General features: G+C 59.6%; 19 protein-coding genes and 1 riboswitch. Of the genes, 9 read left to right on the forward strand and 10 right to left on the reverse strand.

The genetic code is table 11. The features are described from left to right. Window positions 1-45: 45 nt before the first annotated feature. Window positions 46-2451 carry a ligase-associated DNA damage response DEXH box helicase gene (locus ACTG4B_RS05770; RefSeq protein WP_439154736.1) on the forward strand — a complete coding sequence of 802 codons (2406 nt, stop codon included), beginning with the start codon at window positions 46-48 and terminating at the stop codon, window positions 2449-2451. A 39-nt stretch (window positions 2452-2490) separates the two neighbouring features. After that, on the forward strand, window positions 2491-3174 hold the full coding sequence (pdeM, locus tag ACTG4B_RS05775; protein WP_439154737.1) for a ligase-associated DNA damage response endonuclease PdeM: 684 nt from the start codon (window positions 2491-2493) through the stop codon (window positions 3172-3174). Window positions 3175-3195: 21 nt separating this feature from the next. Here pdeM and folD read toward each other — a convergent pair whose 3' ends face one another. The 3 genes from folD to ACTG4B_RS05790 form a co-directional block, all read right to left on the reverse strand. Then, complete coding sequence (gene folD / locus ACTG4B_RS05780) at window positions 3196-4089, reverse strand: bifunctional methylenetetrahydrofolate dehydrogenase/methenyltetrahydrofolate cyclohydrolase FolD (RefSeq protein WP_439154738.1); 894 nt, start codon at window positions 4087-4089, stop codon at window positions 3196-3198. Between the two features lie 92 nt (window positions 4090-4181). After that, entirely contained in the window at window positions 4182-5858 is a 1677-nt protein-coding gene (locus tag ACTG4B_RS05785; protein ID WP_439154739.1) for a formate--tetrahydrofolate ligase, read from the reverse strand. 140 nt (window positions 5859-5998) lie between these two features. Then, complete coding sequence (locus ACTG4B_RS05790) at window positions 5999-6577, reverse strand: MOSC domain-containing protein (RefSeq protein WP_439154740.1); 579 nt, start codon at window positions 6575-6577, stop codon at window positions 5999-6001. Between the two features lie 217 nt (window positions 6578-6794). Here ACTG4B_RS05790 and ACTG4B_RS05795 point away from each other — a divergent pair, with 217 nt between their 5' ends. The 6 genes from ACTG4B_RS05795 (at window position 6795) to ACTG4B_RS05820 (ending at window position 13778) form a co-directional block, all read left to right on the forward strand. Next, complete coding sequence (locus ACTG4B_RS05795) at window positions 6795-9476, forward strand: bifunctional acetate--CoA ligase family protein/GNAT family N-acetyltransferase (RefSeq protein WP_439154741.1); 2682 nt, start codon at window positions 6795-6797, stop codon at window positions 9474-9476. Between the two features lie 12 nt (window positions 9477-9488). After that, entirely contained in the window at window positions 9489-10406 is a 918-nt protein-coding gene (locus ACTG4B_RS05800) for a histone deacetylase family protein (protein WP_439154742.1), read from the forward strand. Between the two features lie 126 nt (window positions 10407-10532). Beyond that, a riboswitch (TPP riboswitch) is annotated at window positions 10533-10645 on the forward strand. Beyond that, window positions 10639-11247, forward strand: a complete 609-nt coding sequence (locus ACTG4B_RS05805) for a YkoF family thiamine/hydroxymethylpyrimidine-binding protein (protein ID WP_439154743.1) — start codon at window positions 10639-10641, stop codon at window positions 11245-11247. (Overlaps the previous riboswitch by 7 nt.) Before the next feature lie 4 nt (window positions 11248-11251). Then, window positions 11252-12040: an ABC transporter permease gene (locus tag ACTG4B_RS05810; protein WP_439154744.1), complete on the forward strand. Its 789-nt coding sequence runs from the start codon at window positions 11252-11254 to the stop codon at window positions 12038-12040. Beyond that, the gene (locus ACTG4B_RS05815) at window positions 12037-12792 is read left to right on the forward strand and encodes an ABC transporter ATP-binding protein (RefSeq protein ID WP_439154745.1); all 756 of its coding nucleotides are present in this window, start codon (window positions 12037-12039) and stop codon (window positions 12790-12792) included. Before ACTG4B_RS05810 ends, ACTG4B_RS05815 begins: the two co-directional genes overlap by 4 nt. Continuing rightward, window positions 12789-13778: an ABC transporter substrate-binding protein gene (locus ACTG4B_RS05820; protein WP_439154746.1), complete on the forward strand. Its 990-nt coding sequence runs from the start codon at window positions 12789-12791 to the stop codon at window positions 13776-13778. The genes ACTG4B_RS05815 and ACTG4B_RS05820 overlap by 4 nt, the downstream gene beginning before the upstream one ends. Before the next feature lie 205 nt (window positions 13779-13983). Here the strand turns inward: ACTG4B_RS05820 and ACTG4B_RS05825 are convergent, their stop codons facing one another. From ACTG4B_RS05825 to ACTG4B_RS05835, 3 genes are read right to left on the reverse strand one after another with little or no spacing between them, the layout of a single operon-like run. Next, a complete protein-coding gene (locus ACTG4B_RS05825; protein ID WP_439154747.1) occupies window positions 13984-14088 on the reverse strand; it encodes a DUF2474 domain-containing protein in 105 nt (34 codons plus the stop codon). After that, on the reverse strand, window positions 14088-15092 hold the full coding sequence (cydB, locus tag ACTG4B_RS05830) for a cytochrome d ubiquinol oxidase subunit II (RefSeq protein ID WP_439154748.1): 1005 nt from the start codon (window positions 15090-15092) through the stop codon (window positions 14088-14090). Before cydB ends, ACTG4B_RS05825 begins: the two co-directional genes overlap by 1 nt. Window positions 15093-15094: 2 nt before the next feature. Next, window positions 15095-16507, reverse strand: a complete 1413-nt coding sequence (locus ACTG4B_RS05835; protein WP_439154749.1) for a cytochrome ubiquinol oxidase subunit I — start codon at window positions 16505-16507, stop codon at window positions 15095-15097. A 108-nt stretch (window positions 16508-16615) separates the two neighbouring features. Here ACTG4B_RS05835 and ACTG4B_RS05840 point away from each other — a divergent pair, with 108 nt between their 5' ends. Continuing rightward, window positions 16616-17104 (forward strand): RrF2 family transcriptional regulator, encoded by a 489-nt coding sequence (locus tag ACTG4B_RS05840; RefSeq protein WP_439154750.1) that lies wholly within the window; start codon window positions 16616-16618, stop codon window positions 17102-17104. A gap of 148 nt (window positions 17105-17252) precedes the next feature. Here the strand turns inward: ACTG4B_RS05840 and ACTG4B_RS05845 are convergent, their stop codons facing one another. The 4 genes from ACTG4B_RS05845 to dctP form a co-directional block, all read right to left on the reverse strand. Next, window positions 17253-18020, reverse strand: coding sequence for an alpha/beta fold hydrolase (locus ACTG4B_RS05845; RefSeq protein WP_439154751.1), 768 nt, complete (start codon window positions 18018-18020; stop codon window positions 17253-17255). Then, on the reverse strand, window positions 18017-19318 hold the full coding sequence (locus tag ACTG4B_RS05850) for a TRAP transporter large permease (protein WP_439154752.1): 1302 nt from the start codon (window positions 19316-19318) through the stop codon (window positions 18017-18019). The genes ACTG4B_RS05845 and ACTG4B_RS05850 overlap by 4 nt, the downstream gene beginning before the upstream one ends. A gap of 10 nt (window positions 19319-19328) precedes the next feature. Continuing rightward, window positions 19329-19826: a TRAP transporter small permease gene (locus tag ACTG4B_RS05855; protein ID WP_439154753.1), complete on the reverse strand. Its 498-nt coding sequence runs from the start codon at window positions 19824-19826 to the stop codon at window positions 19329-19331. Between the two features lie 80 nt (window positions 19827-19906). Beyond that, window positions 19907-20899, reverse strand: coding sequence for a TRAP transporter substrate-binding protein DctP (gene dctP, locus ACTG4B_RS05860; protein ID WP_439154754.1), 993 nt, complete (start codon window positions 20897-20899; stop codon window positions 19907-19909). Window positions 20900-21035 lie beyond the last annotated feature (136 nt).

The raw sequence follows: 21035 nt of genomic DNA on the forward strand, positions 1-21035 counted from the left end.
TCACCCGTATCTTGATCCAACCGGCGCTGGCCCCACCTGCAACCCATGACATCCCTGCCCCCGATCATATCCGACTGGCTGCTATCGCGCGGGTGGTCCATCCACCCCCATCAGCAAGCCATGCTGGACCAGGCGGGTGCCTCTGCCCTGTTGCTGATCGCGCCCACCGGTGGGGGCAAGACGTTGGCGGGTTTTCTGCCCACATTGGCGGAACTTGCCGGGGGGCAACACACAGGGCTGCACACACTTTATGTGTCCCCGCTCAAGGCGCTGGCGGCCGACATCAAACGCAACCTGCGTAAGCCGGTCGCGGAAATGGACCTGCCTATCCGGATTGAGGATCGCACGGGCGATACGACTTATACGCAAAAACGCAGGCAGCGGGCCGACCCGCCACATATCCTGCTGACAACGCCGGAATCGCTTGCTTTGTTGACAAGCTACGAAGACGCGCCGCGCATTTTTGCAGGTCTGAAACGGGTCGTCGTTGATGAAATCCATGCACTTGCCGAAAGCAAACGGGGCGACCAGCTGATGCTGGCGCTGTCCCGGTTGCAAACCCTGGCCCCTGGCCTGCGTCGCGTCGGCCTGTCCGCCACTGTCGAAGATCCCGCCGCCATCGTGCGGCAACTGGCCCACCATCCCGACACGTGCAAGCTGATCAACGCCGATCCCGGCCCTGACCCTGACATCGCGATGCTGATCACCGATGAAAACCCGCCGTGGTCAGGCGGCGGGGCCGCCTATGCCATCCCGGCCGTGCTGGATCAGGTCCGCCAGCACAGGACCACCCTGATTTTTCACAACACCCGGGCGCAGGCCGAAATCTTCTTTCACAACCTCTGGCTGGCAAATACCGACGACCTTCCGATCGGTATCCACCACGGGAGCCTGTCACGCGAACAACGCGAAAGAGTCGAAGCGGCAATGGTCGCGGGCGAATTGCGCGCGATCGTCTGCACGGGATCGTTGGATCTGGGGATCGACTGGGGTGATGTCGATCTGGTCATTCAGGTCGGCGCGCCCAAGAACGTCAAACGGTTGGTCCAGCGGATCGGCCGGGCGAACCACCGCTATAACGCGCCATCCAAGGCATTGCTGGTCCCTGCCAACAGGTTCGAGGTGGTGGAATGTGTCGCCGCACTGGAGGCCGTCAAGGAACACGATCTGGACGGCGACCCAAAGGGCCCGGGCCCCCGCGATGTGCTGTGCCAGCATATCCTGATACGGGCCTGCGCCGGGCCGTTCCACGCAGATGATCTGTTCGCCGAAGTCCGCTCTGTCGGGGCATATCGTGCCCTTGATCGTGCGGCCTTTGACGCCTGTCTGGATTTTTGCGCCACAGGCGGTTACGCCCTGCGCGCCTATGACAAATGGAAACGGCTGATGCAGGCTGCGGATGGCAAGTGGCAATTGCGCGACCCGCGCGCAGCACAGCGTATCCGCATGAATATCGGCACCATTCAGGATACCGACACGCTCAGGGTGCGGCTGAAAGGCGGGTTCAAACCCTTGGGCGAGATCGAGGAGAGCTTTGCTGCGACCCTGACACCCGGCGACACCTTTCTGATCGGGGGCCAGATCGTCCGCTACGAAGGCCTGCGCGACATGACGGTCGAGGTGACACGCCGCGCCGACAAGACCCCAAAGATCGCGACCTTCATGGGCACGAAATTCGCCAATTCGACGCAGTTGTCGCAACGCATCCTGTGCATGTTCCGCCAAAACAACTGGCCCAACCTGCCCCGGCACACCGCCGAGTGGCTGGCATTGCAGCGAGACGTGTCCAAACTGCCCGAGGCAGATCGGATCCTTGTCGAGACATTTCCCCACGACGGGCGCCACCACCTGTGTGCCTACGGCTTTGCCGGGCGCAACGCGATGCAGACGCTTGGTATGCTGCTGACCCAGCGGATGGAGGAATTGGACCTGCATCCCCTTGGCTTTGTCAGCACCGATTACGCAACGCTGATCTGGGGGCTTGATCCTGTCAGTGACCCTGCCCCCCTGTTCAGCGCACCCGATCTGCGCAATGGATTTGAAACATGGCTGTCCGGCAATGCCGTCATGAAACGGACCTTTCGCGGTGCGGCCACCATCGCCGGGCTGATTGAACGCAATCTGCCGCAAGCACGCAAGACCGGGCGGCAAGCAACCTTCAGTTCCGATATTCTTTATGACACGCTGGCCAAATACGATCCGGATCACCTGATGCTGCAAATTACACGCGAAGAGGCACTGCGCGGCCTTGTGGATTTTGCCCGGATTGAGGAAATGCTGACCCGCACCAGGGGCCGGGTCGATCACATCTCACTCGGCCGGGTCACCCCGCTTGCGGCACCCCTGTTTCTAGAGGCAGGGCGCATCCCCATTGCCGGCACCGCGCAAGACAGGCTGCTAGAGCAAACCGCTGCCAGCCTGATGGACACCGCCGGCGTCAGCGGACTTTGACCATTGCAGTGCGGCGCGCAAAGGCGCATGAAATCATTCATGAACGGCCATGACTTCACATTCTGCGGTACACGCTGCACGGCGCTGCCCACTGGCGCGCTGTGCCTGCCGGATCACGCCGCACTCTGCATATCTGATCTGCACCTTGGAAAATCCGACCGAATTGCGCGGCGCAGCGGTGTCATGCTGCCCCCATATGAAACGCGCGACACACTGGAAAAGCTCGACGCCGACATCGCGGCGACCCGGCCCGAGACCGTTATTTGCCTTGGCGATAGTTTCGACGATCCAGAAGCCGCAGACAGTCTCAAACAGGACATGCGCCTTTGGCTGTCCAGGTTACAGGCCGGGCGGCACTGGATATGGATCGCAGGCAACCATGACCCTGAACCGCACGCACTGGGGGGGACCCATCAGGTTCAGACCCGGGTCAACACTCTGACCTTTCGGCATATTGCAACCACTGCAACCGCCGAGGTTTCAGGCCACTATCACCCAAAACACCGGATCGCAGCACGCAGTTACCCGGCTTTTCTGTTTGACGATCACCGCATGATCCTGCCCGCCTACGGCACCTATACCGGCGGGCTGGCCAGTGACTCGCCCGTCTTGCGCGGGATTTTCGCAACGCGACCCACTGCGATCCTGACGGGCCGCAAGGCAATTGCCGTGCCGGTCATTGAAACCCCGAAACCTGCGGCGCGGCGCGGCAGACCGGGTTGACCGGTGGCAATACCGGGCGGTCTAGGCCGTCAGCCCTTCGGGTTCAGGCAAACCATGGGCACGGCAACAGGCCGTGACCGTGTTGGCCAAAAGGCAGGCAATGGTCATCGGGCCAACACCACCGGGCACCGGCGTGATGGCACCCGCTACCTGCGCGCAACTGTCATAATCCACATCCCCCACCAGACGCGTGCCGCCACCCGGTTTGTCGATGCGATTGATGCCCACATCAATGACCGTCGCACCGGGCTTGATCCAGTCACCCGGCACCATCTGTGGCCGGCCAACGGCCGCCACGACGATATCGGCGCGGCGCACGACACCGGGCAAATCCTTTGTCCGGCTATGCGCAATCGTCACGGTGCAGCTGTCACCCAGCAACAGCTGCGCCATTGGTTTGCCCACGATGTTGCTGCGCCCGATGATCACCGCATCCATCCCTGACAACGACCCGTGATAGTCGCGCAGCATCATCAGACAACCCAATGGCGTGCAAGGCACCATGCTTTTCTGTCCGGTCGCCAGCAAACCCACGTTCGAGATATGAAAACCATCGACATCCTTGGCCGGGTTGATCGCATTGATCACCAGATCACTGTCCAGATGCCCCGGCAGCGGCAGCTGCACCAGAATACCATGCACGGTCGGGTCATTGTTCAGCCGGTCGATCAAAGACAGCAGATCGGCTTCCGACACGTCGGCATCCAGTTTATGTTCAAAGCTGGCCATGCCGACCTCGACCGTCATCTTGCCCTTGGATCGCACATAGACCTGGCTCGCGGGATCCTCGCCCACCAGAACAACCGCCAACCCCGGCGTGATCCCATGTTCATCCCGCAGCGTGTCCACATGTGTCGCCACATGTGCGCGCACGTTCGCTGCAAAGGCTTTGCCGTCAATCACTGTCGCTGTCATTTCGCTTCTTCCGAGTAAAAATATCCCCGCCGGAGGCAGCGGGCGGGTGGGTGGGGCGATGGCGCAAGCCGAGCGTCGCCCCACCCGCTTTTTCAGAACAACCCTTCGATCTCGCCGTTTGCGTTCAGTCTGATCGCCTCGGCCGATGGGACACGGGGCAGACCAGGCATGGTCATGATTTCACCGCAGATAACCACGACAAAACCGGCACCGGCGCTCAGCCTGACTTCGCGCACCGGCACACTGTGGCCCGTTGGCGCCCCGCGCAAGTTGGGATCGGTCGAAAAGCTGTATTGCGTTTTTGCCATGCACACCGGCAGGTGGCCATAACCCTGCTCTTCCCATTGGCGCAACTGGTCGCGGATCTTGCTATCCGCGATCACCGCATCCGCGCGATAGATCTTTTTGGCAATCGTGTCGATCTTGTCGAACAGGCTCATGTCATCGGGATAGATCGGGGCGAAATCCGCATCGTCCGCATCGGCGATCGCGGCCACACGCGTCGCCAGGTCCCGCGTACCCTCAGAGCCCAGCGCCCAGTGCTTGCACAGGATCGCCTCGGACCCTTGCGTCGCGACATAGGCCTTCACGGCCTCAACCTCGGCATCCGTATCGGTCACGAAATGGTTGATCGCAACCACAACCGGCACGCCAAAGCTTTTGACGTTCTCGATGTGGCGGCCAAGGTTGGCACAGCCCGCTTCGACAGCCGCGACATTCTCGGCGCCCAGATCAGCCTTGGCCACTCCGCCGTTCATCTTCATCGCGCGCACCGTGGCCACGACCACGACGCAGGAAGGCGCGATGCCTGCCTTGCGGCATTTGATGTTCATGAATTTTTCAGCACCCAGATCAGCCCCGAAACCGGCCTCTGTCACAACGTAATCGGCCAGTTTCAATGCCGTTGTCGTCGCCGTGACAGAGTTGCACCCATGTGCGATATTCGCGAACGGGCCGCCATGGACAAACGCGGGGTTGTTTTCCAGCGTCTGCACAAGGTTCGGCTGCATCGCGTCCTTCAGCAGCACCGTCATCGCGCCGTCTGCCTTGATATCGCGGCAATAGACGGGGCTGCGGTCGCGGCGGTAGGCCACGATGATATCACCCAGTCGCTTTTCCAGATCCTCAAGGTTCCGTGCCAGACACAGAATCGCCATGACCTCGGATGCGACCGTGATGTCAAAACCGGTCTCGCGCGGGAAACCGTTGGCGACACCGCCCAGGCTGGTTGTAATCTGGCGCAATGCCCGGTCGTTCATATCCATCACGCGACGCCACACGACACGGCGGATGTCGATATCAAGTTCATTGCCCCAATAAATGTGGTTGTCGATCATTGCCGACAACAGGTTGTGGGCGGAAGTGATGGCGTGGAAATCACCGGTGAAATGCAGGTTCATGTCCTCCATCGGGACAACCTGTGCATAGCCGCCACCGGCAGCCCCGCCCTTCATGCCGAAACACGGACCAAGCGATGCCTCGCGGATACAGACGGCTGCCTTTTTGCCGATGGCGTTCAGGCCGTCGCCCAGTCCCACGGTCGTCGTGGTCTTGCCCTCGCCTGCGGGCGTCGGGTTGATCGCGGTGACAAGGATCAGCTTGCCATCCGCACGATCCTGAACGCTGTCGATCAGGCGCTGGCTGACCTTGGCCTTGTCGTGGCCGTAGGGCAGCAGATCATCACTGTCGATGCCAAGTTTCGCACCTATTTCCTGAATGGGCCGCTTTTGGGCGGCGCGCGCAATCTCGATATCCGATTTATATTCCATGAAAGACTTCCCTGTCCGAGGCATGTGCCACCCTTGTTCACCTCGCTTCTATCTGCGTCGCAACCCGCCATGCGCGGCGATTGCGACATTTTCGCACCCGGAATCGGCGGCGGTAAATTCAACTGTCGCCGATGGGAAACCTATGGCCGCCATGCGCGCTGATCGGGAATATGCAAACGCACCGTATCCCCCACCTGCATCCGCCCTTCGCGTTCGACCCATGCGGTGACACCGCGCCGTCCCTTGGCCGCCACTTTGAACGCATTCCCCGCACCGGGATGTTGCGCGTTGATGGGCTTGGCCGGCAGGTGACAGGGGCGGTTTTCCATGTCGATCACAAGTGTCGCGCCGCTGGTCATTTGCAACCGCGACGATGGCGGCACATGCGTGAAATCCGGGATTCCCCGGATCACCAGTGACGCGCCCACCAGCGCCGGGTCAAGGCTGTCCAGCCCGCAATCCGCGGCAATCGCGGCAAGATCTTCTTCGGACACGACCGATAATTGCCGGGCATTGCGAATTTCGGTCCCCCTGGGGTGTTGGCTGATCACGCGTGAACACGATGGGCGGGTCAGCCCGCCATGCACCTCGCCGGGGATGCCGGCGAATGTCAGCATGGCCTCGCGGCAGGTTTCAGAGCGCAGCGATGCGTCACGGTCCGGCACATGACCGATCCAGACGACCGCGCCCGTTATGTCGGTCGGTTTCAATGCGGGCATCAACGGTCCTCCGGTTCAATGCAAGGCAGGGCTATCCGATCCACTGTGCTGGTTCAATCGCCTCTAAAGCAGCAGCGGCCATTTCCGGGAGAGACAGGTCGCACACAGCACTGTTTTACCGGAGATTGATCTTGCGCAAAGCGCCGCAAGGACTGGCATGCAATTTTCCGGCCCAGATGGGTGATGCAGCGCCCTTGGAACAGGAAAAGGCCAGCCAGTGTTTGAAAGCCCTCTCGAAGCTCTTTTCAACCCAGATGGGATCGCGGTTTTTGGTGCCAGCGAGTCTGAAACAAGCGTTGGATCAAAGGTGCACGCCAATCTTCTTGCGGGAAAATACAAAGGCGCAGTCGTGGCGGTGAACCCGAAATACGATACGGTTCGCGGACAGACATGTTACGACGGGATCGCCGACGTGCCAGACAGCATCGACCTTGCCGTGATCGCGACACCGGCAGAAACGATACCGGCGATCATGCAGGAACTCGGGGCTGCGAATGTCGGTGCCGCTATCGTGCTGTCCGCCGGATTTCGCGAGGCCGGCGACGAGGGCCGCGCACTTGAAGAAAAGCTCAAGGCGGCGGCACGCAAGGCAGGCGTGCGTTTTCTGGGGCCGAACTGCGTCGGGCTTGTGCGGCCCTGGATCGGGATGAACGCCACGTTCCTCAATTCCGAGGCGCCAAAGGGCCGGTTGGCGCTGGTGTCACAGTCGGGCGCACTTTGTTCGGCCATCGTTGATTGGGCCGAACCGCATCACCTTGGGTTTTCGGCAATCGCAAGCTTGGGCAATTCCGCTGATACGGATTTCGGCGATGTGCTCCAGTTTCTTGCGACTGACGCGAAAACCGATGCGATCCTGCTTTACATCGAAGGCATCAACGACGCCCCCTCTTTTCTGAGCGCGCTTAGGTCAGCGGCACAGTCCAAGCCTGTGATCGTGCTAAAGTCCGGTCGTCACCAGCAAAGCTCGCAGGCCGCGAATACCCATACCGGGGCCTTGATCGGATCAGACGCCGTGTTTGATGCGGCGCTGTCCAGATCGGGTGCCGTGCGCACGACCACGTTCGGGCAGCTATTCGCCGCCGCGGAAATTCTATCGGCCCACAAGCGGACTGACGGCCCACGGCTTGGTATTGTGACCAATGGTGGGGGTGCCGGTGTTCTGGCCGCAGACCGCGCCGGTGACGTCGATGTGGACGTGCCTACACTGTCAGACAAGACGATCGAGACACTGGACAAGCTGCTGCCCCCCTACTGGAGCCGGGCAAACCCTGTCGATATTCTGGGTGATGCATCGGCAGAAACCTATTCGGCTGCGGTCAAGGCCTGTCTGGACGATCAGGGTCTGGATGGGGTTCTGGTGATGCTGACACCGCAGGCAATGACCGACGCAAAATCGGCGGCGCAGGCGGTGATCGACGCGGTGCCCGAGCAAGGCCAAAAGCCGGTGCTTGCCTGCTGGATGGGCGAGATTTCCGTTGAGGAAGGCCGCAAGCTCTTGAGCAAGAGCGGCATTCCCGATTTCACCACGCCGGAACGCGCGGTCGAGGCGTTTTCCTATCTCGCCCAGCATCACCGCCACCAACGCCTCGCGCTCGAGGTGCCGGCCCCGTTGACCGACACACGTTCGCCCGATCTTGAGGGCGCAAGGATGATCATTGACACGGTCATCCGTGAAGGGCGCGATTTGCTGAATGACATTGAAAGCAAGGCGATTCTGCGGGCTTTTCACATTCCCACGACGATGACGGTCGCGGCGGAAACGGCCGCAGGGTCCTTGGTCGCTGCGGAAACGGTCGGCTTTCCGGTGGCGATGAAAATTCTCAGCCGACAGATTTCGCACAAATCGGATGTCGACGGGGTGCAGCTTGGCCTGAAGACCCCAACCGAAGTGATGAGTGCCTTCCGTCGGATCACTGAACGGGCACAGGAATTGCGGCCTGATGCCGTCATAGATGGCGTAACTGTTGAAAACATGGCCCAGGTTGAAGACGCACGCGAACTGGTCATCGGGGTAAGCCGCGATCCGGTTTTCGGGCCTGTCATCATGTTCGGGGCGGGCGGCACGATGGTTGAAATTCTGCGGGACAATGAATTTGCCCTGCCACCGCTGAATGCGGTTTTGGCGAACCGACTGATCGACCGGACAAACGTGTCGCGCCTGCTCGGGTCATTTCGCAGTCAGGAACCGGTGGATCGCGAGGCCGTCGTCAAGATCCTTTTGCGGGTATCGGATATGGTTTGTGAACTGCCCGAAATCCAGGAAATGGATCTGAACCCGTTTTTCGCGGGTCCAAAGGCGGTGATGGCGGTCGATGCGCGCATTTCCGTCCGCCCCCCACCCAGCAAGGATGGCCCCTATGATCATATGGCCATTCACCCCTACCCCCGGCATCTGGTGAAAAAAATCCATTTGACCGACGGTCGGCCCCTGACAATCCGCCCGATCAGACCAGAAGATGCCGAGGCCGAGCGCGCCTTTGTGCGCGGGCTGTCCCCGCAGGCCAAACGGTTCAGGTTCATGGGCACGATCAGCGAACTATCCGCCGAAATGCTGGCGCGTTTTACCCAGATCGACTATCGCACCGAAATGGCGCTTGTTGCCGTGCTGGGGGACAATGGCGCGCAGGAACAGGTCGGCGTCGCCCGCTACACCATCAACCCGGACCGCGCGAGTTGTGAATTCGCAGTCGTAGTGTCTGACAAGGTTCAGCATCAGGGGATCGGAACACGTTTGATGAAGGCGCTCATGGATGCTGCGCGCGATCAGGGCCTGTCGCGGATGGAAGGCATGATCCTGAAGGAAAACAAGCAGATGCTACATCTCATGGAAGAGCTTGATTTTTCCATTGCGCCCATTCCGGATGACCCCGACGTGGTCGCGGCGAAAAAAGAACTATAGGACCGGACGCTGATGCTGGCCTATATTTCTCATGCCGACTGCCTTGGTCACGATGCCGGCGGGCTGCATCCCGATCAGCCCGAAAGGCTGACGGCGATTTCGGATCAGTTGATCATGTCCGGGCTTGATTTCGTGATCCAGCATCGTGATGCGCCAAAGGTGCTGCGCACACAGTTGGAACGGGTCCACGACCCTGCCTATATCAAGCGGATCTACGCCATGGCGGATGCGCAGAAGCCGGTTCAGATCGACGGTGATACGGTCATGTCACCCGGCACATTGCTGGCCGCTGAACGGGCCGCGGGGGCGGGCGTGATGGGTGTGGACCTTGTGATGTCGGGCGATGCCCACGCGGCTTTTTGCGCAGTGCGCCCCCCGGGCCACCATGCGGAACATGGGCGGGCCATGGGGTTCTGCATTTTCAACAATATCGCCGTCGCCGCCGCACATGCGTTGCAGGCCCATGGCCTTGAACGGGTCGCGATCGTCGATTTCGATGTCCACCATGGCAACGGAACAGAGAATATCTTTCGATCCGACCCACGCGTGCTTTTCTGCTCTTCGTTTCAGCACCCTTTCTACCCCTTTACGGGACACGAAAAAGAGACCCGAAACCTTGTCGATGTGCCCCTTGCATCGGGGATGGACGGCCCTGGGTTCCGCACCGCCATCAGCGAACACTGGTTGCCAGCGCTGGACAGGTTTGCACCGGAATTTCTGTTCATCTCGGCCGGATTTGACGCGCATGCCGCAGACGACATGTCGGACCTCCTTTTGACCGAAAGCGATTACAGATGGGTCACTGAACAGCTTGTCAGAATTGCTGGAACCCATGCACATGGCCGGATCGTGTCCATGCTGGAAGGCGGATATGTGCCTGACGTTCTGGCAAGAAGCGTCGCAGCGCACATCAATGCACTGATCGGATAACGCGTTTTGGAAAATCCGTGTCGTGGCACGCGCGATTTTGCAGATGCTGCCCGCGCCGCGCAGATGGAAATCGTCTGCGCACCGGGTCTGTTTGGCTTGCATTGCCGACATATTTCTGAAACGTAAGACCCACCACAGGGGAGCCGCGTCATGCCGCGGCTGAGATGGGGGCGCAAGCCCACGGACCCTCAAAGCTGATCTGGATAATGCCAGCGTAGCAAGGAGGACAGAAATGTTTGCAGGCGCACAAGTTTCCCTTTACCCGATGACCGACGGTTTCGTTGACGTGATCTTGTCATCGCTTGACGCACTTGATCCATGGCGCGACAGGCTGCGGATTGAAACGGACGATATATCAACGCTTGTCGTTGGCCCGCCCGAGGTGCTTTTCCCCGCGCTGCGCGATCTGTACACGGCGGCGGCATCGACTGGGCAGCATGTGGTCTTGCGGGCCACGCTGTCACGCGGATGCCCCGGTGAACCGGACGACCCGATTTGCCAGACCAGCGCGTTGGCCAACCCCGCAGAGCCGTTGAAACTGCGCCAGGAAAACGCGCTTACGGCGATTGCCGCGACACCTCAAAAGGGTCAGACAGCAGATGCGCAATTTTCGCTTTATGTCATGGGCGCCGGCGATCACATGGCCGAGATCATGGGCTGCATCGACTTCCTGCGGCAAAGCGGGACTTTTGACCGGTCCAAAAATTTCTGTACGCGCCTGACCGGTGACGCAGGGCCGGTCTTTGCCACGCTGCAGCAGGCATTCTGCCAGTTCGGTCCGCCAAACGGGCATGTCACGGTTGATCTGACGGTTTCGGCCAACAGCCCCAGCAAACGCTGATCCGATGCAATCCGATGTACCTCGCCGCCCCGGCAGAGGTCTGGCCCGCGGTATCCCTGCCGTCATAAGTGTGGTCAGCGCCTTTCTGATCTGGGAATTTTACGTCCGTTTGTCGGGTATTTCCCCGCTGATGCTGCCCGCGCCGTCGCGGGTGCTGGACCAGATCGTGCTGAACCGTGCCCTGTTATGGGACAACACGGTGCCGACGCTGCAAGCCACCTTTGCTGGATTTTCCTTGTCGCTGACCGTGGCCTTCGGCCTGTCGGTCGTGCTGGATTTCATGCCGCGCGTGCGCCGTGCGCTGTTCCCGATCTTTGTGGTGAGCCAGACATTGCCGCTGGTCGCCATCGCGCCCTTGGTGGTGCTGTGGTTCGGGTTCGATCTGACGCCCAAGGTTCTTTTGGTGGCGCTTGTGACTTTCTTTCCCATGCTGGTGGCCCTTGTAGATGGTTACACCGGGACGGACCCCGAAATTCAGGATTTGATGCGGTCGATGGGCGCCACGCGCGGCCAGATATTTCGCAGCGCACGGTTTCCATCCGCGATGCCGTATTTCTTTGCCGGTCTGCGCATTTCGATCACCTATGCGGTCGTCGCTGCCATTTTCGCGGAATATGTCGGCGCGCGCGCCGGTCTGGGCATCGTGATCCTGAACGCGAAAAACAGCTTTCGCCCCGATCTTGTGCTGGCGGCTGTGGTGATCAGTTCGGCGCTGACCCTCGTGCTGTTTGCCATCACGGCGCTGGTGCAACGCGTGGTGTTGCGCTGGCGCGACGTGGGGGACAGCAGATGAACGCTCTGGATATCAAAAACGTCAGCGTCACCCTGGGCGGCTCGGCGGTGCTGGATGATATTTCAATGCACGTGGCCAAGGGTGAATTCGTGTCGATCCTTGGCCCGTCGGGCGCTGGCAAATCGACCATTTTCCGCCTTCTGACAGGTGCTGTGCAGCACGGCTGCGGCACGATCACCTGCAACGGTCTGCCGCTGTCCGCGACCCGCCAGGCGTTCGGCTTCATGCCGCAGCGCGATGCGTTGATGCCATGGCGGCGGATCATCGACAATCTGACCTTGGGCCTGGAGGTGCAGGGCATCCGCCGCAAGGAAGCACGCGCGCAGGTTTCGCCGCTATTGGCAGAGTTCGGACTAGAGGGTTTTGCTCGCCATTATCCCGCCCAGCTGTCCGGCGGCATGCGCCAGCGCGCAGCCCTTTTGCGGACCATCGCCCAGAACAGACCCGTGCAGCTGTTGGATGAACCATTCGGCGCATTGGACGCACTGACGCGGACCCACATGCAAGCATGGTTCGAAAAGCGGTGGCGCGCGGCGCGCTGGACAACCCTGCTGGTCACCCATGACGTCCGCGAGGCAGTGGCGCTGTCGGATCGCATCTATGTCCTCTCGCGCCGTCCGGCCTGCGTCATCGCACAAGTGCATGTGTCTGCGCCACGTCCGCGCCTTGGACACCCAGTCAGCGCCGAAGCCCATGCCATCGAGGCGCAATTACTTGAAATTCTACTTAACCAAACCGGAGAGACTTTATGAGACACATCATCACCGCAGCCCTGCTCGCGTTGGCTTTGCCTGCCACGGCGCAGGAAAAACTCAGCGTCGCGCTGGACTGGACACCCAACACGAACCACGTCGGCCTCTATGTGGCGCAGTCGCAAGGCTGGTTCGACGACGCCGGACTTGATGTGGATATCCTGCCCTACACCGACACATCATCAGGCACGTTGGTGGCGGCAGGTGTGGCGGAATTCGGTATTCTGAGTGCGGTCGGGTTCCACAGCCAGCGCGCGACGGGGGCCGATATGACCGCCGTCATGGCGGTTGTTCAGCATGAAACCGGACGCGTGGTTTTCAACGGCGACCGTGACGACATCCAGCGCCCCGCAGATCTGGACGGCATGATCTATGCAGGCTTTGGCAGTGCGTGGGAAAACGCGTTGATTTCAACGATCATCCGCAATGACGGCGGCGCGGGTGTTTTCGATACCGTCACGCTTGGCACATCGGCATACGAGGCGCTGGCCAATGGCAGCGTCGATTTCACGCTTGAGGTCAGTACGTGGGAAGGTGTGAACTCTGTTCTGTTGAACCGCCCCCAGCGCGCATTCCGCTATGCCGATTACGGTGTGCCGGACCAGCACACCACATTTCTGGGCGGCAACGGCACGTGGCTTGCGCAAAACCCGGATACGGCCCGCGCCTTTGTGCAGGCCGCGCAACGCGGTTATGATTTTGCGGCCAACAACCCCCGGCAAGCCGCAGAGATGCTGATCGCGGAAACCTCGGGGATGCTGACGAATCCCGATCTGGTGCATGCCTCGATGGCGGCCTTGGTGGATGGCGGCTATCTGCAAGACCCCGGTGAACCCGTTGGCATGATCGACGACGCGATGTTCGCCGATATGACCGGCTTTCTGTTTGGTGCCGGCATCATGCGGGGCGAAGACGGCAGGCTGCTTGATGCAAAGCCTGATGTGTCGACGTGGTTCACAAACGAATACCTTTTGCAGTCGGACTGAAGCTGACCGTGACATGATGCGTGAATTTGCGTTTCCCGGCGGCCAAACCGGCGGCTAGCCCCAGACGCGCTTCATAGAAGGCACAGTATCTTCGTCGCATGTGCACCTGAATCGCATCATGATGCCGCTGCCCGTGCGGGCAGCGGCATCAGGTGGGGCGGCTGTCAGTAAGGCTTTGATGTTGCTTGCCTGGCCCGGTGGGTTGTCAAAATATGATCGCACGGATGATCAGCGCAACGATGGCCAACGTGCCCACCCCACCCAGCCAAAGCGCGACGAACCAAAGCGATTTGCGCAGGGCGGATGACATCAATGATATCCCCCCGCCGGGTCGACCTTGCCGCGGAACACCCAATAGGCATAAGCGGTATAGGCCAGGATCATCGGCACCAGAACCAACGCACCGGCCAACAGGAACCACAGGCTCTCATCCGGCGCCGCGACATCCCAGATCGTCAGTGCGGGTGGCACCATATAGGGATAGAAACTGATCCCCAGCCCGATGAACGACAGCACGAACAGTGCAATCGTCGCCAGAAATGGCCAGGCGTCCCGCTGATCGCGCAGACCTTTGACAAAGACGAATGCCGCTACAAGGATCGCTGCGGGCACCAGCACGGTAAACAAGACGTTGGGAAAGCCGAACCAGCGATCCAGATAAAGCGGGTTGAGGAACGGGGTGATCAGGCTGACTGCCCCGACAAGCGCCAGTGTCGTGCCGCCGGCCCAGGTTGCCATGCGCCGTGCCACTTGCCGGACCGGACCATCGGTTTTCATCACCAGCCATGTCGCGCCCATCAGCGCATATGCGGCGACAAGGGCCACACCGGTCAGGATCGAAAAAGGTGTCAGCCAGTCCCAATTGCCGCCTGAATATGCGCGCCCTTCGACAGCAATACCCTGCACCAGCGCACCAAGGGCGATACCTTGGGCAAATGCCGCCATGATGCTGCCAAAGGCAAAGGAAATATCCCAAAGGAACTTGCCGCGCTTGGTGCGCCAGCGGAATTCAAAGGCCACGCCGCGAAAAACCAGCGCCAGCAACATCACGATGATCGGCACGTAAAGCGCAGGCATGACCACCGCATAGGCAAGCGGGAAAACAGCGAACAAGCCACCGCCCCCCAGCACCAGCCATGTTTCATTGCCGTCCCAGACGGGGGCAACGGTATTCATTGCAAGATCCTTTTCGGATTCGGTCCGCAGAAGGGGGAACAGGATGCCGACCCCAAGGTCGAACCCGTCAAGGATGACATAGGCCAGCACGGCAAAGGCAATCAGCCCGGCCCAGATAAATGCAAGGTCAAAAACCATTTTTATTGCTCCGCCGGTGTAAGTTTGTCGTCGGCCGCATGGGCGCGGGTAGTCCCCGCCGTGCGGACCGGACCGATTGACTTGAGTGGGATGCGATCCTCCAGCCGATTGTTCATCAGTCGCAGGATGTAAAAGGTCCCTGCCCCGAACAGCGTGAAATAGACCACGATGAACGCGACCAGTGATGATGCGACGGCAGCAGCCTCGACCGGGGCGACGCTGTCGTTGGTGGACAGCAGGCCATAAACGGTCCACGGCTGGCGGCCCACTTCGGTTGTGATCCACCCTGCAAGCACCGCGACAAAACCCATTGGCCCCATCGCGATCGCGGCGCGGTGCAGCCATTTGCGGTCATACAGCGTCCCGCGTATCCGTAGGACCAGCGCCCAGATGCCCAGGCCCAGCATCGCAAAACCCAATCCCACCATCACCCGGAACGACCAGAACACGATGCCGACGGGCGGGCGTTCATCGACGGGAAAATCCGTCAGACCCGGCAAGGGCGATGTCAGGTCATGTGTCAGGATCAGCGACGACAGGTTCGGAATCTCAATCTTGTAATCCACGGTTTCTGTTCCGGTATTGGGGATTCCGAACAGGATCAACGCGGCACCGCCGTCAGGATGTGGATCGAAATGTCCCTCCATCGCGGCGATTTTCGCGGGCTGGTGTTCCAGCGTGTTCAAGCCGTGAAAGTCACCCGCAACAATCTGAAGCGGCGCCACGACGATCAGCATGCCCATGGCCATGGAAAACATCACCCGCGCACCCTGATTGGCACGGTCGCGCAGCAGATGCAGCGCACCCACAGCCCCCACGACCAATGCCGTGGTCAAATAGGCCGCCAGCACCATATGCACCAGCCGGTAAGGAAAGGAGGGATTGAACACGATGGCCCACCAGTCCAGCGGCACGAACTGTCCCAGTTCGTTGACGCCGTGTCCCTGCGGTGTCTGCATCCAGCTATTGACCGACAGAATCCAGAACGCCGACCCCAATGTGCCGATGGCCACCATCAGGGTGGCAAAGAAATGCGCCTTTTGCCCCACCTTCTCTCGGCCGAACAGCATGACGCCCAGAAATCCGGCCTCTAGGAAAAAGGCCGACAGCACCTCGTAGCCCATCAACGGGCCGACCACGGGCCCGGCCTTGTCGGAAAACACCGACCAGTTGGTGCCGAATTGATAAGACATGACGATGCCCGACACGACACCCATACCGAACGCCACGGCAAAAATCGTTTTCCAGTAGTTGAACAGGCGCAGGTAGATGTCTTTGCCGGTCCACAGGTGCAATCCGTTCAGGACCGCCAGATAGCTTGCCAGACCGATCGAGAACGCCGGAAAGATAATGTGGAAAGATACAGTAAAGGCGAACTGGATCCGCGCCAGCTCTATCGCTTCCAAACCGAACATAGGGGAACCTTTTTATTGATATATTTTTTATGAATGATTAGACTGACCTTGCCTGACATGCAAGTTTCGATATGGGACGCGTTGTCACACCCCCGGCCGGAGAACGATTTGAAACTGACCAGCTATACAAATTATGCTTTGCGGACCTTGCAGATGGCCGCGATCCGCGCGCCAGATCTGGTGCGGATCGACGATATTGCACGGGCGCACCGCATCAACCGCGCCCATCTCACAAAGATCGTCCATCAACTTGCGCAGGCGGGCTATATTGACACTGTGCGTGGTCCCAAAGGCGGGCTGAGGTTGGCGCGCCCGGCGGGCGACATGATCGTCGGCGACGTTGTGCGCCTGACGGAAGGGCCGCTTGACGTGGTCGAATGTTTCAATCCCCAGCGCAACACCTGCAAATTGCGTGGCATTTGCAAGCTGTCAGTCGCATTGCAACAGGCGACGGCGGCGTTCATGGCTGTGCTGGATGATCTGAGCGTCGCAGATATTGCCGCCAACAGGACAGATTTGCTGGAACGTCTTGGTCTGTCGGATGCGAACCGATCATCACAATCATCGCCAGAAAGGGGTGGTCTGCAAGATACCTGACGCCCAATCAAACAGGGCCGCGTGTTGGAAACCGGTTGCGGGACATGTCGGAGCGCCGGCAATTTTTCCACCGCAAACCCTTATTTACGAGAACTTCAAATCGGTCCCACGGTTACTGACGGCAAACGGATTTTCATATTCTGCAATCTTACAGAACGCGCAAGAAGTCCTCGAGAACAGCGTTGAACAAATGTGGCTTTTCCAGACTGGTTGCGTGTGACGCGCCGGGAATGACAGCAAGCTGCGCATTGGGAAGCGTGCGCCAAAGCAGTTCGATCTGGCTCCAGCGATAGGATTGATCCAACTCGCCCCACAAGATGAGGGTGGGCATGGTAAGCGCCTGCAACGCACCGCGACCATCCCAATGCGCCATCGCATCAAGTCCCGCAAGTGCTGCTTCGCGACTGGTCGCAGATCCGATCCCTGCCACCAGTTCAAAACCAGTGGCTTTTTCCCCCTCGCGAAACCATGTGGCCGAAATGCGCCGGGACGTCTTTTCAACACCTTCGGCGATCAGCCTTTCGCGGGAAACATCAATGGGTTCAAACCGGTCAGGCAACAACCCAACCGGCCCTGTTCCATAAAGGATCAGTCCCAGCACGCGGTCACCAACCTTCGCGGCCATTTCCTGTGCAATCATGCCGCCCATTGAATGACCCAGCAGGATGAATTCGGTTACCTGCAGGTCATCAAGCAGCGCAATGACAGCATCCGCCATATCCCCGATCCGGTTGCAGGCATGCAATTCCGATGCCTCTGCGAACCCCGGCAATGCGGGTGCGATCACGTCGAAATGGGCGCTGAAATGGGCGATTTCCTGGGCCCATTGCTGTGATCCGCCAAGGTATCCATGGACCAGCACCAGCGGCACACCTGCGCCGGCGCGCTGATGTGGCAACACCGTCGCGGGGTTCACTGCATCTGCTCCGGCAGCCAAAGCGCGAGATCGGGCATCGCAATCAGCACCGCGATCAGCAGCACCATCATCGCGATGAACGGCAGGCAGCCCATGATGACATCACCGATGGTGACCTGATCGCGGCTGATGGCCTGAATGACATATAGGTTCAGCCCCACCGGCGGTGTCAGCACGGCGATTTCCATCGTGATTGTGTAGACCACACCAAACCAGATCAGATCGAACCCGGCGGCATCCATCAACGGATATATCGTTGGCAGGGTGATAAAGGTCATCGAGACGGGTTCAAGAAACATGCCAAGGATGATGTAGAACACCAGAACGATCATCAGCACTGTCGTCGGTGACAAGTCGAACGACAGGAACAGTTCGGTGAATTGCTGCGGCACCCGGTAATAGGTCAGCACGAAACCGAACAACACGCCCGCCGACAACAGCAGACCCAGATAGCCCATGGTGCGCATGGTCGCAAAAAGTGCGGCCTTGAACCCCTGCCATGTCAGACCGCCGACACCGAATGCCAGCACGACCGTCAACAATGCCGCTACGGCGGCTGCCTCTGTCGGGGTGGCGATCCCGGCATAGATGGCAACGGTAATCACAAGACCGATCAGCAGGACCGGCCCGACGGTGTTGAAGATCATCATCAGCGGCATCTTTGCCGCGTCTTCGCGGGCCGGGATGTCTTCGGGTTTTAGAATGCCCCAGACCAGCACGACCACGACAAAGCTCGTGACCAGAAGAATCCCCGGGACCACCCCTGCGATAAACAGATCACCGATGCTTTGGTCGGTCACAATCCCATAAAACAGCAGGATCAGGCTGGGCGGGATCAGAACGGACAGCGTCCCCCCTGCGGCCAGCACCCCGCTGGACAGCCGTTTGCCATAGCCAAGCCGCAGCATTTCAGGCAGGGCAACGCCGCCAATCGTCAGTGCGCCAACCATCGAAGACCCGCAGACCGCCCCGAAACCGGCACTTGCCCCGATGGACCCATAGGCGGCAGACCCTTTGATCCGCACGCCCTGATGCAGGAATTGATAAAGGTTCGGGCCGATATTCGATTTGCCGATCAATTCCCCCAGAAATACGAACAAGGGAACGGCAAGCAGGATATAGTCGATCCAGACACCCCAGAGTTTCAATTCGGCAGAGACGATGGACGTGCTCCAACCCTGGATATCCCACAAGAACGGCAGCGAGGCGGCAGCAAGCGCAAAGGGGATCGGCAGACCGATCACGATAAACAGCATCAAGAGCCCGAGGAGACCCAAACCAACAGTATACCATTCCATGGCGGTCTCCTTAGATGGCCGGTGTTCGGATCAACCGAACCAGCCGCAGTGCTGCATAAAGGGAAAACAGGCTAAGCGCGCAGGCGCCGGGCGCCCAGAAAAGATAACGCGGCCAGTGCAGGATTTCCGATGCGACACCCGAGTTGAAAGCCCGGATCGTGGCGCTGATCCCGGCGTAAGAGAAAAACAGCCCCACCCCCAGCATCAGCACATTGTTGACCACATCGAAAATCTTTCGGGCGGCGGGACCAAACCTGTCGGTCAGCATCGTGACCTTGGGATAGGCATCTTCGCGCATGGCGTAGGCCAGACCGGCAAAGGCCACAGGAAACAGCAACAGTGCTGTCGCTTCGGTAACCATCCGGTCAGGTTTGCCCAGCCCGTAGCGCACAAACACACCGTAAGAGATCCAGACCATCTGGATCAGGACGATAAGGCCACCTATCCCGGCGGCCCAAACGACAATGCGTTCGACCACACCGATCAACAGGTCAAGTTTCCGGTCCATCTAAACCCCCGTTTCATAAGATCAAAAGGCAGGCGGACCGCATGTTGCATGCTGACCGCCCACCCATCGTCCGGCCAGCCTTAGGGAGCGTTGCTGGCCAGCAGGTCACGAATGTCGCCGGCAAGATCGGCACCGCATGCTGCATCGACCGTGGGGTCCCATTTGCCTTTGACGCTTGCAATCAGGCTGGCGCGCTGATCGTCGGCAATCGACACCGCAGCGCCACCGCCCTGCATGACGGCATTGCCGACCTGCTGATCCACCCAAGCCTCATAAAGCGGCTGCAACCATGTTTCGGTTTCGGTCGCAGCCGCAGTCAGCGCGGCCTGTTCACCCGCCGTCAGCGCATCGAACTTTTCCTTGTTCATCATATACTGGATGTTGCCGTAGAACAGGTTGGCGTTGACCATGTAAGGCATGACCGTCCACAGCTTCCATGAACTGTAGGTCGCGACGCCCATGTTGATACCGTCGACAACGCCACGCTCGGCTGATTGGAACACTTCCTTTGGTGCGACGAACACCGGCTCTCCGCCCCAGGTTTCGATCATTGCGCTGACCAGTGGCCCGATCGACCGGACAAGTTTACCGTCCAGATTTCCGATATCGTCGATCGGTTCTTCGAACCACCATTCCTGATCGTAGGAATAGTTAGAGTTGATCAGCGGCACGAGGTTCACATTTGCGGCTTCTTCGCGGATCAGTTCGGCATAGGCGGCATCCATTGCCACCTGATTTTCCAGGCTGACCTCTGCGGGGTAAAGTGATGTCACCGCATAGCAGGGCAGACGGTTGTCTGCGTTGATCCAACTGATGTCAGATACGCCACCCTGCACAGAATCCACGCCTTCGGACCAGCCATGCAGTGTGCTTGATGGAAAGATTTCGACGTTGACGCTGCCGCCGGTCTTTTCGGCGACACGTTCCGCAAAATACTGAAAGCCCTGATAGCGGATGTCGGCCTCGTTCACATATGTGGACAGGCGCAGTGTGGTCTGGGCGTTGGCAGCGCCAGATGTCAGTGCCAAACCCAACGCGGTCATAGCGCAGGTTGTCTTTAAAGTCGTTTTCATTTTCGTCTCCATGTTGTCGGTGAGCGCCTTGATGGGACGTAAGTCCGGAACCGGCGCCTCTTGGCGAATTTGGGCAGTTGAATATGGCGAACTTTGACCTTGCGATGGTTTCTTTGCCGCCTCAACCTGTGTCCAA

Source organism: Yoonia sp., from assembly GCF_965660735.1.
Classification (GTDB): Bacteria; Pseudomonadota; Alphaproteobacteria; order Rhodobacterales; family Rhodobacteraceae; genus Yoonia.

What these genes read in the sequence shown, in the direction of transcription:
- ACTG4B_RS05855 (WP_439154753.1), bottom strand. Translation starts at nt 19,826, where the DNA reads ATGGACCGGAAACTTGACCTGTTGATCGGTGTGGTCGAACGCATTGTC.
- ACTG4B_RS05785 (WP_439154739.1), bottom strand. Translation starts at nt 5,858, where the DNA reads ATGGAATATAAATCGGATATCGAGATTGCGCGCGCCGCCCAAAAGCGG.
- folD (WP_439154738.1), bottom strand. Translation starts at nt 4,089, where the DNA reads ATGACAGCGACAGTGATTGACGGCAAAGCCTTTGCAGCGAACGTGCGC.
- ACTG4B_RS05825 (WP_439154747.1), bottom strand. Translation starts at nt 14,088, where the DNA reads ATGTCATCCGCCCTGCGCAAATCGCTTTGGTTCGTCGCGCTTTGGCTG.
- ACTG4B_RS05835 (WP_439154749.1), bottom strand. Translation starts at nt 16,507, where the DNA reads ATGTTCGGTTTGGAAGCGATAGAGCTGGCGCGGATCCAGTTCGCCTTT.
- ACTG4B_RS05850 (WP_439154752.1), bottom strand. Translation starts at nt 19,318, where the DNA reads ATGGAATGGTATACTGTTGGTTTGGGTCTCCTCGGGCTCTTGATGCTG.
- ACTG4B_RS05805 (WP_439154743.1), top strand. Translation starts at nt 10,639, where the DNA reads ATGTTTGCAGGCGCACAAGTTTCCCTTTACCCGATGACCGACGGTTTC.
- ACTG4B_RS05815 (WP_439154745.1), top strand. Translation starts at nt 12,037, where the DNA reads ATGAACGCTCTGGATATCAAAAACGTCAGCGTCACCCTGGGCGGCTCG.
- dctP (WP_439154754.1), bottom strand. Translation starts at nt 20,899, where the DNA reads ATGAAAACGACTTTAAAGACAACCTGCGCTATGACCGCGTTGGGTTTG.
- ACTG4B_RS05800 (WP_439154742.1), top strand. Translation starts at nt 9,489, where the DNA reads ATGCTGGCCTATATTTCTCATGCCGACTGCCTTGGTCACGATGCCGGC.
- ACTG4B_RS05770 (WP_439154736.1), top strand. Translation starts at nt 46, where the DNA reads ATGACATCCCTGCCCCCGATCATATCCGACTGGCTGCTATCGCGCGGG.
- cydB (WP_439154748.1), bottom strand. Translation starts at nt 15,092, where the DNA reads ATGGTTTTTGACCTTGCATTTATCTGGGCCGGGCTGATTGCCTTTGCC.
- ACTG4B_RS05820 (WP_439154746.1), top strand. Translation starts at nt 12,789, where the DNA reads ATGAGACACATCATCACCGCAGCCCTGCTCGCGTTGGCTTTGCCTGCC.
- pdeM (WP_439154737.1), top strand. Translation starts at nt 2,491, where the DNA reads ATGAACGGCCATGACTTCACATTCTGCGGTACACGCTGCACGGCGCTG.
- ACTG4B_RS05810 (WP_439154744.1), top strand. Translation starts at nt 11,252, where the DNA reads ATGCAATCCGATGTACCTCGCCGCCCCGGCAGAGGTCTGGCCCGCGGT.
- ACTG4B_RS05790 (WP_439154740.1), bottom strand. Translation starts at nt 6,577, where the DNA reads ATGCCCGCATTGAAACCGACCGACATAACGGGCGCGGTCGTCTGGATC.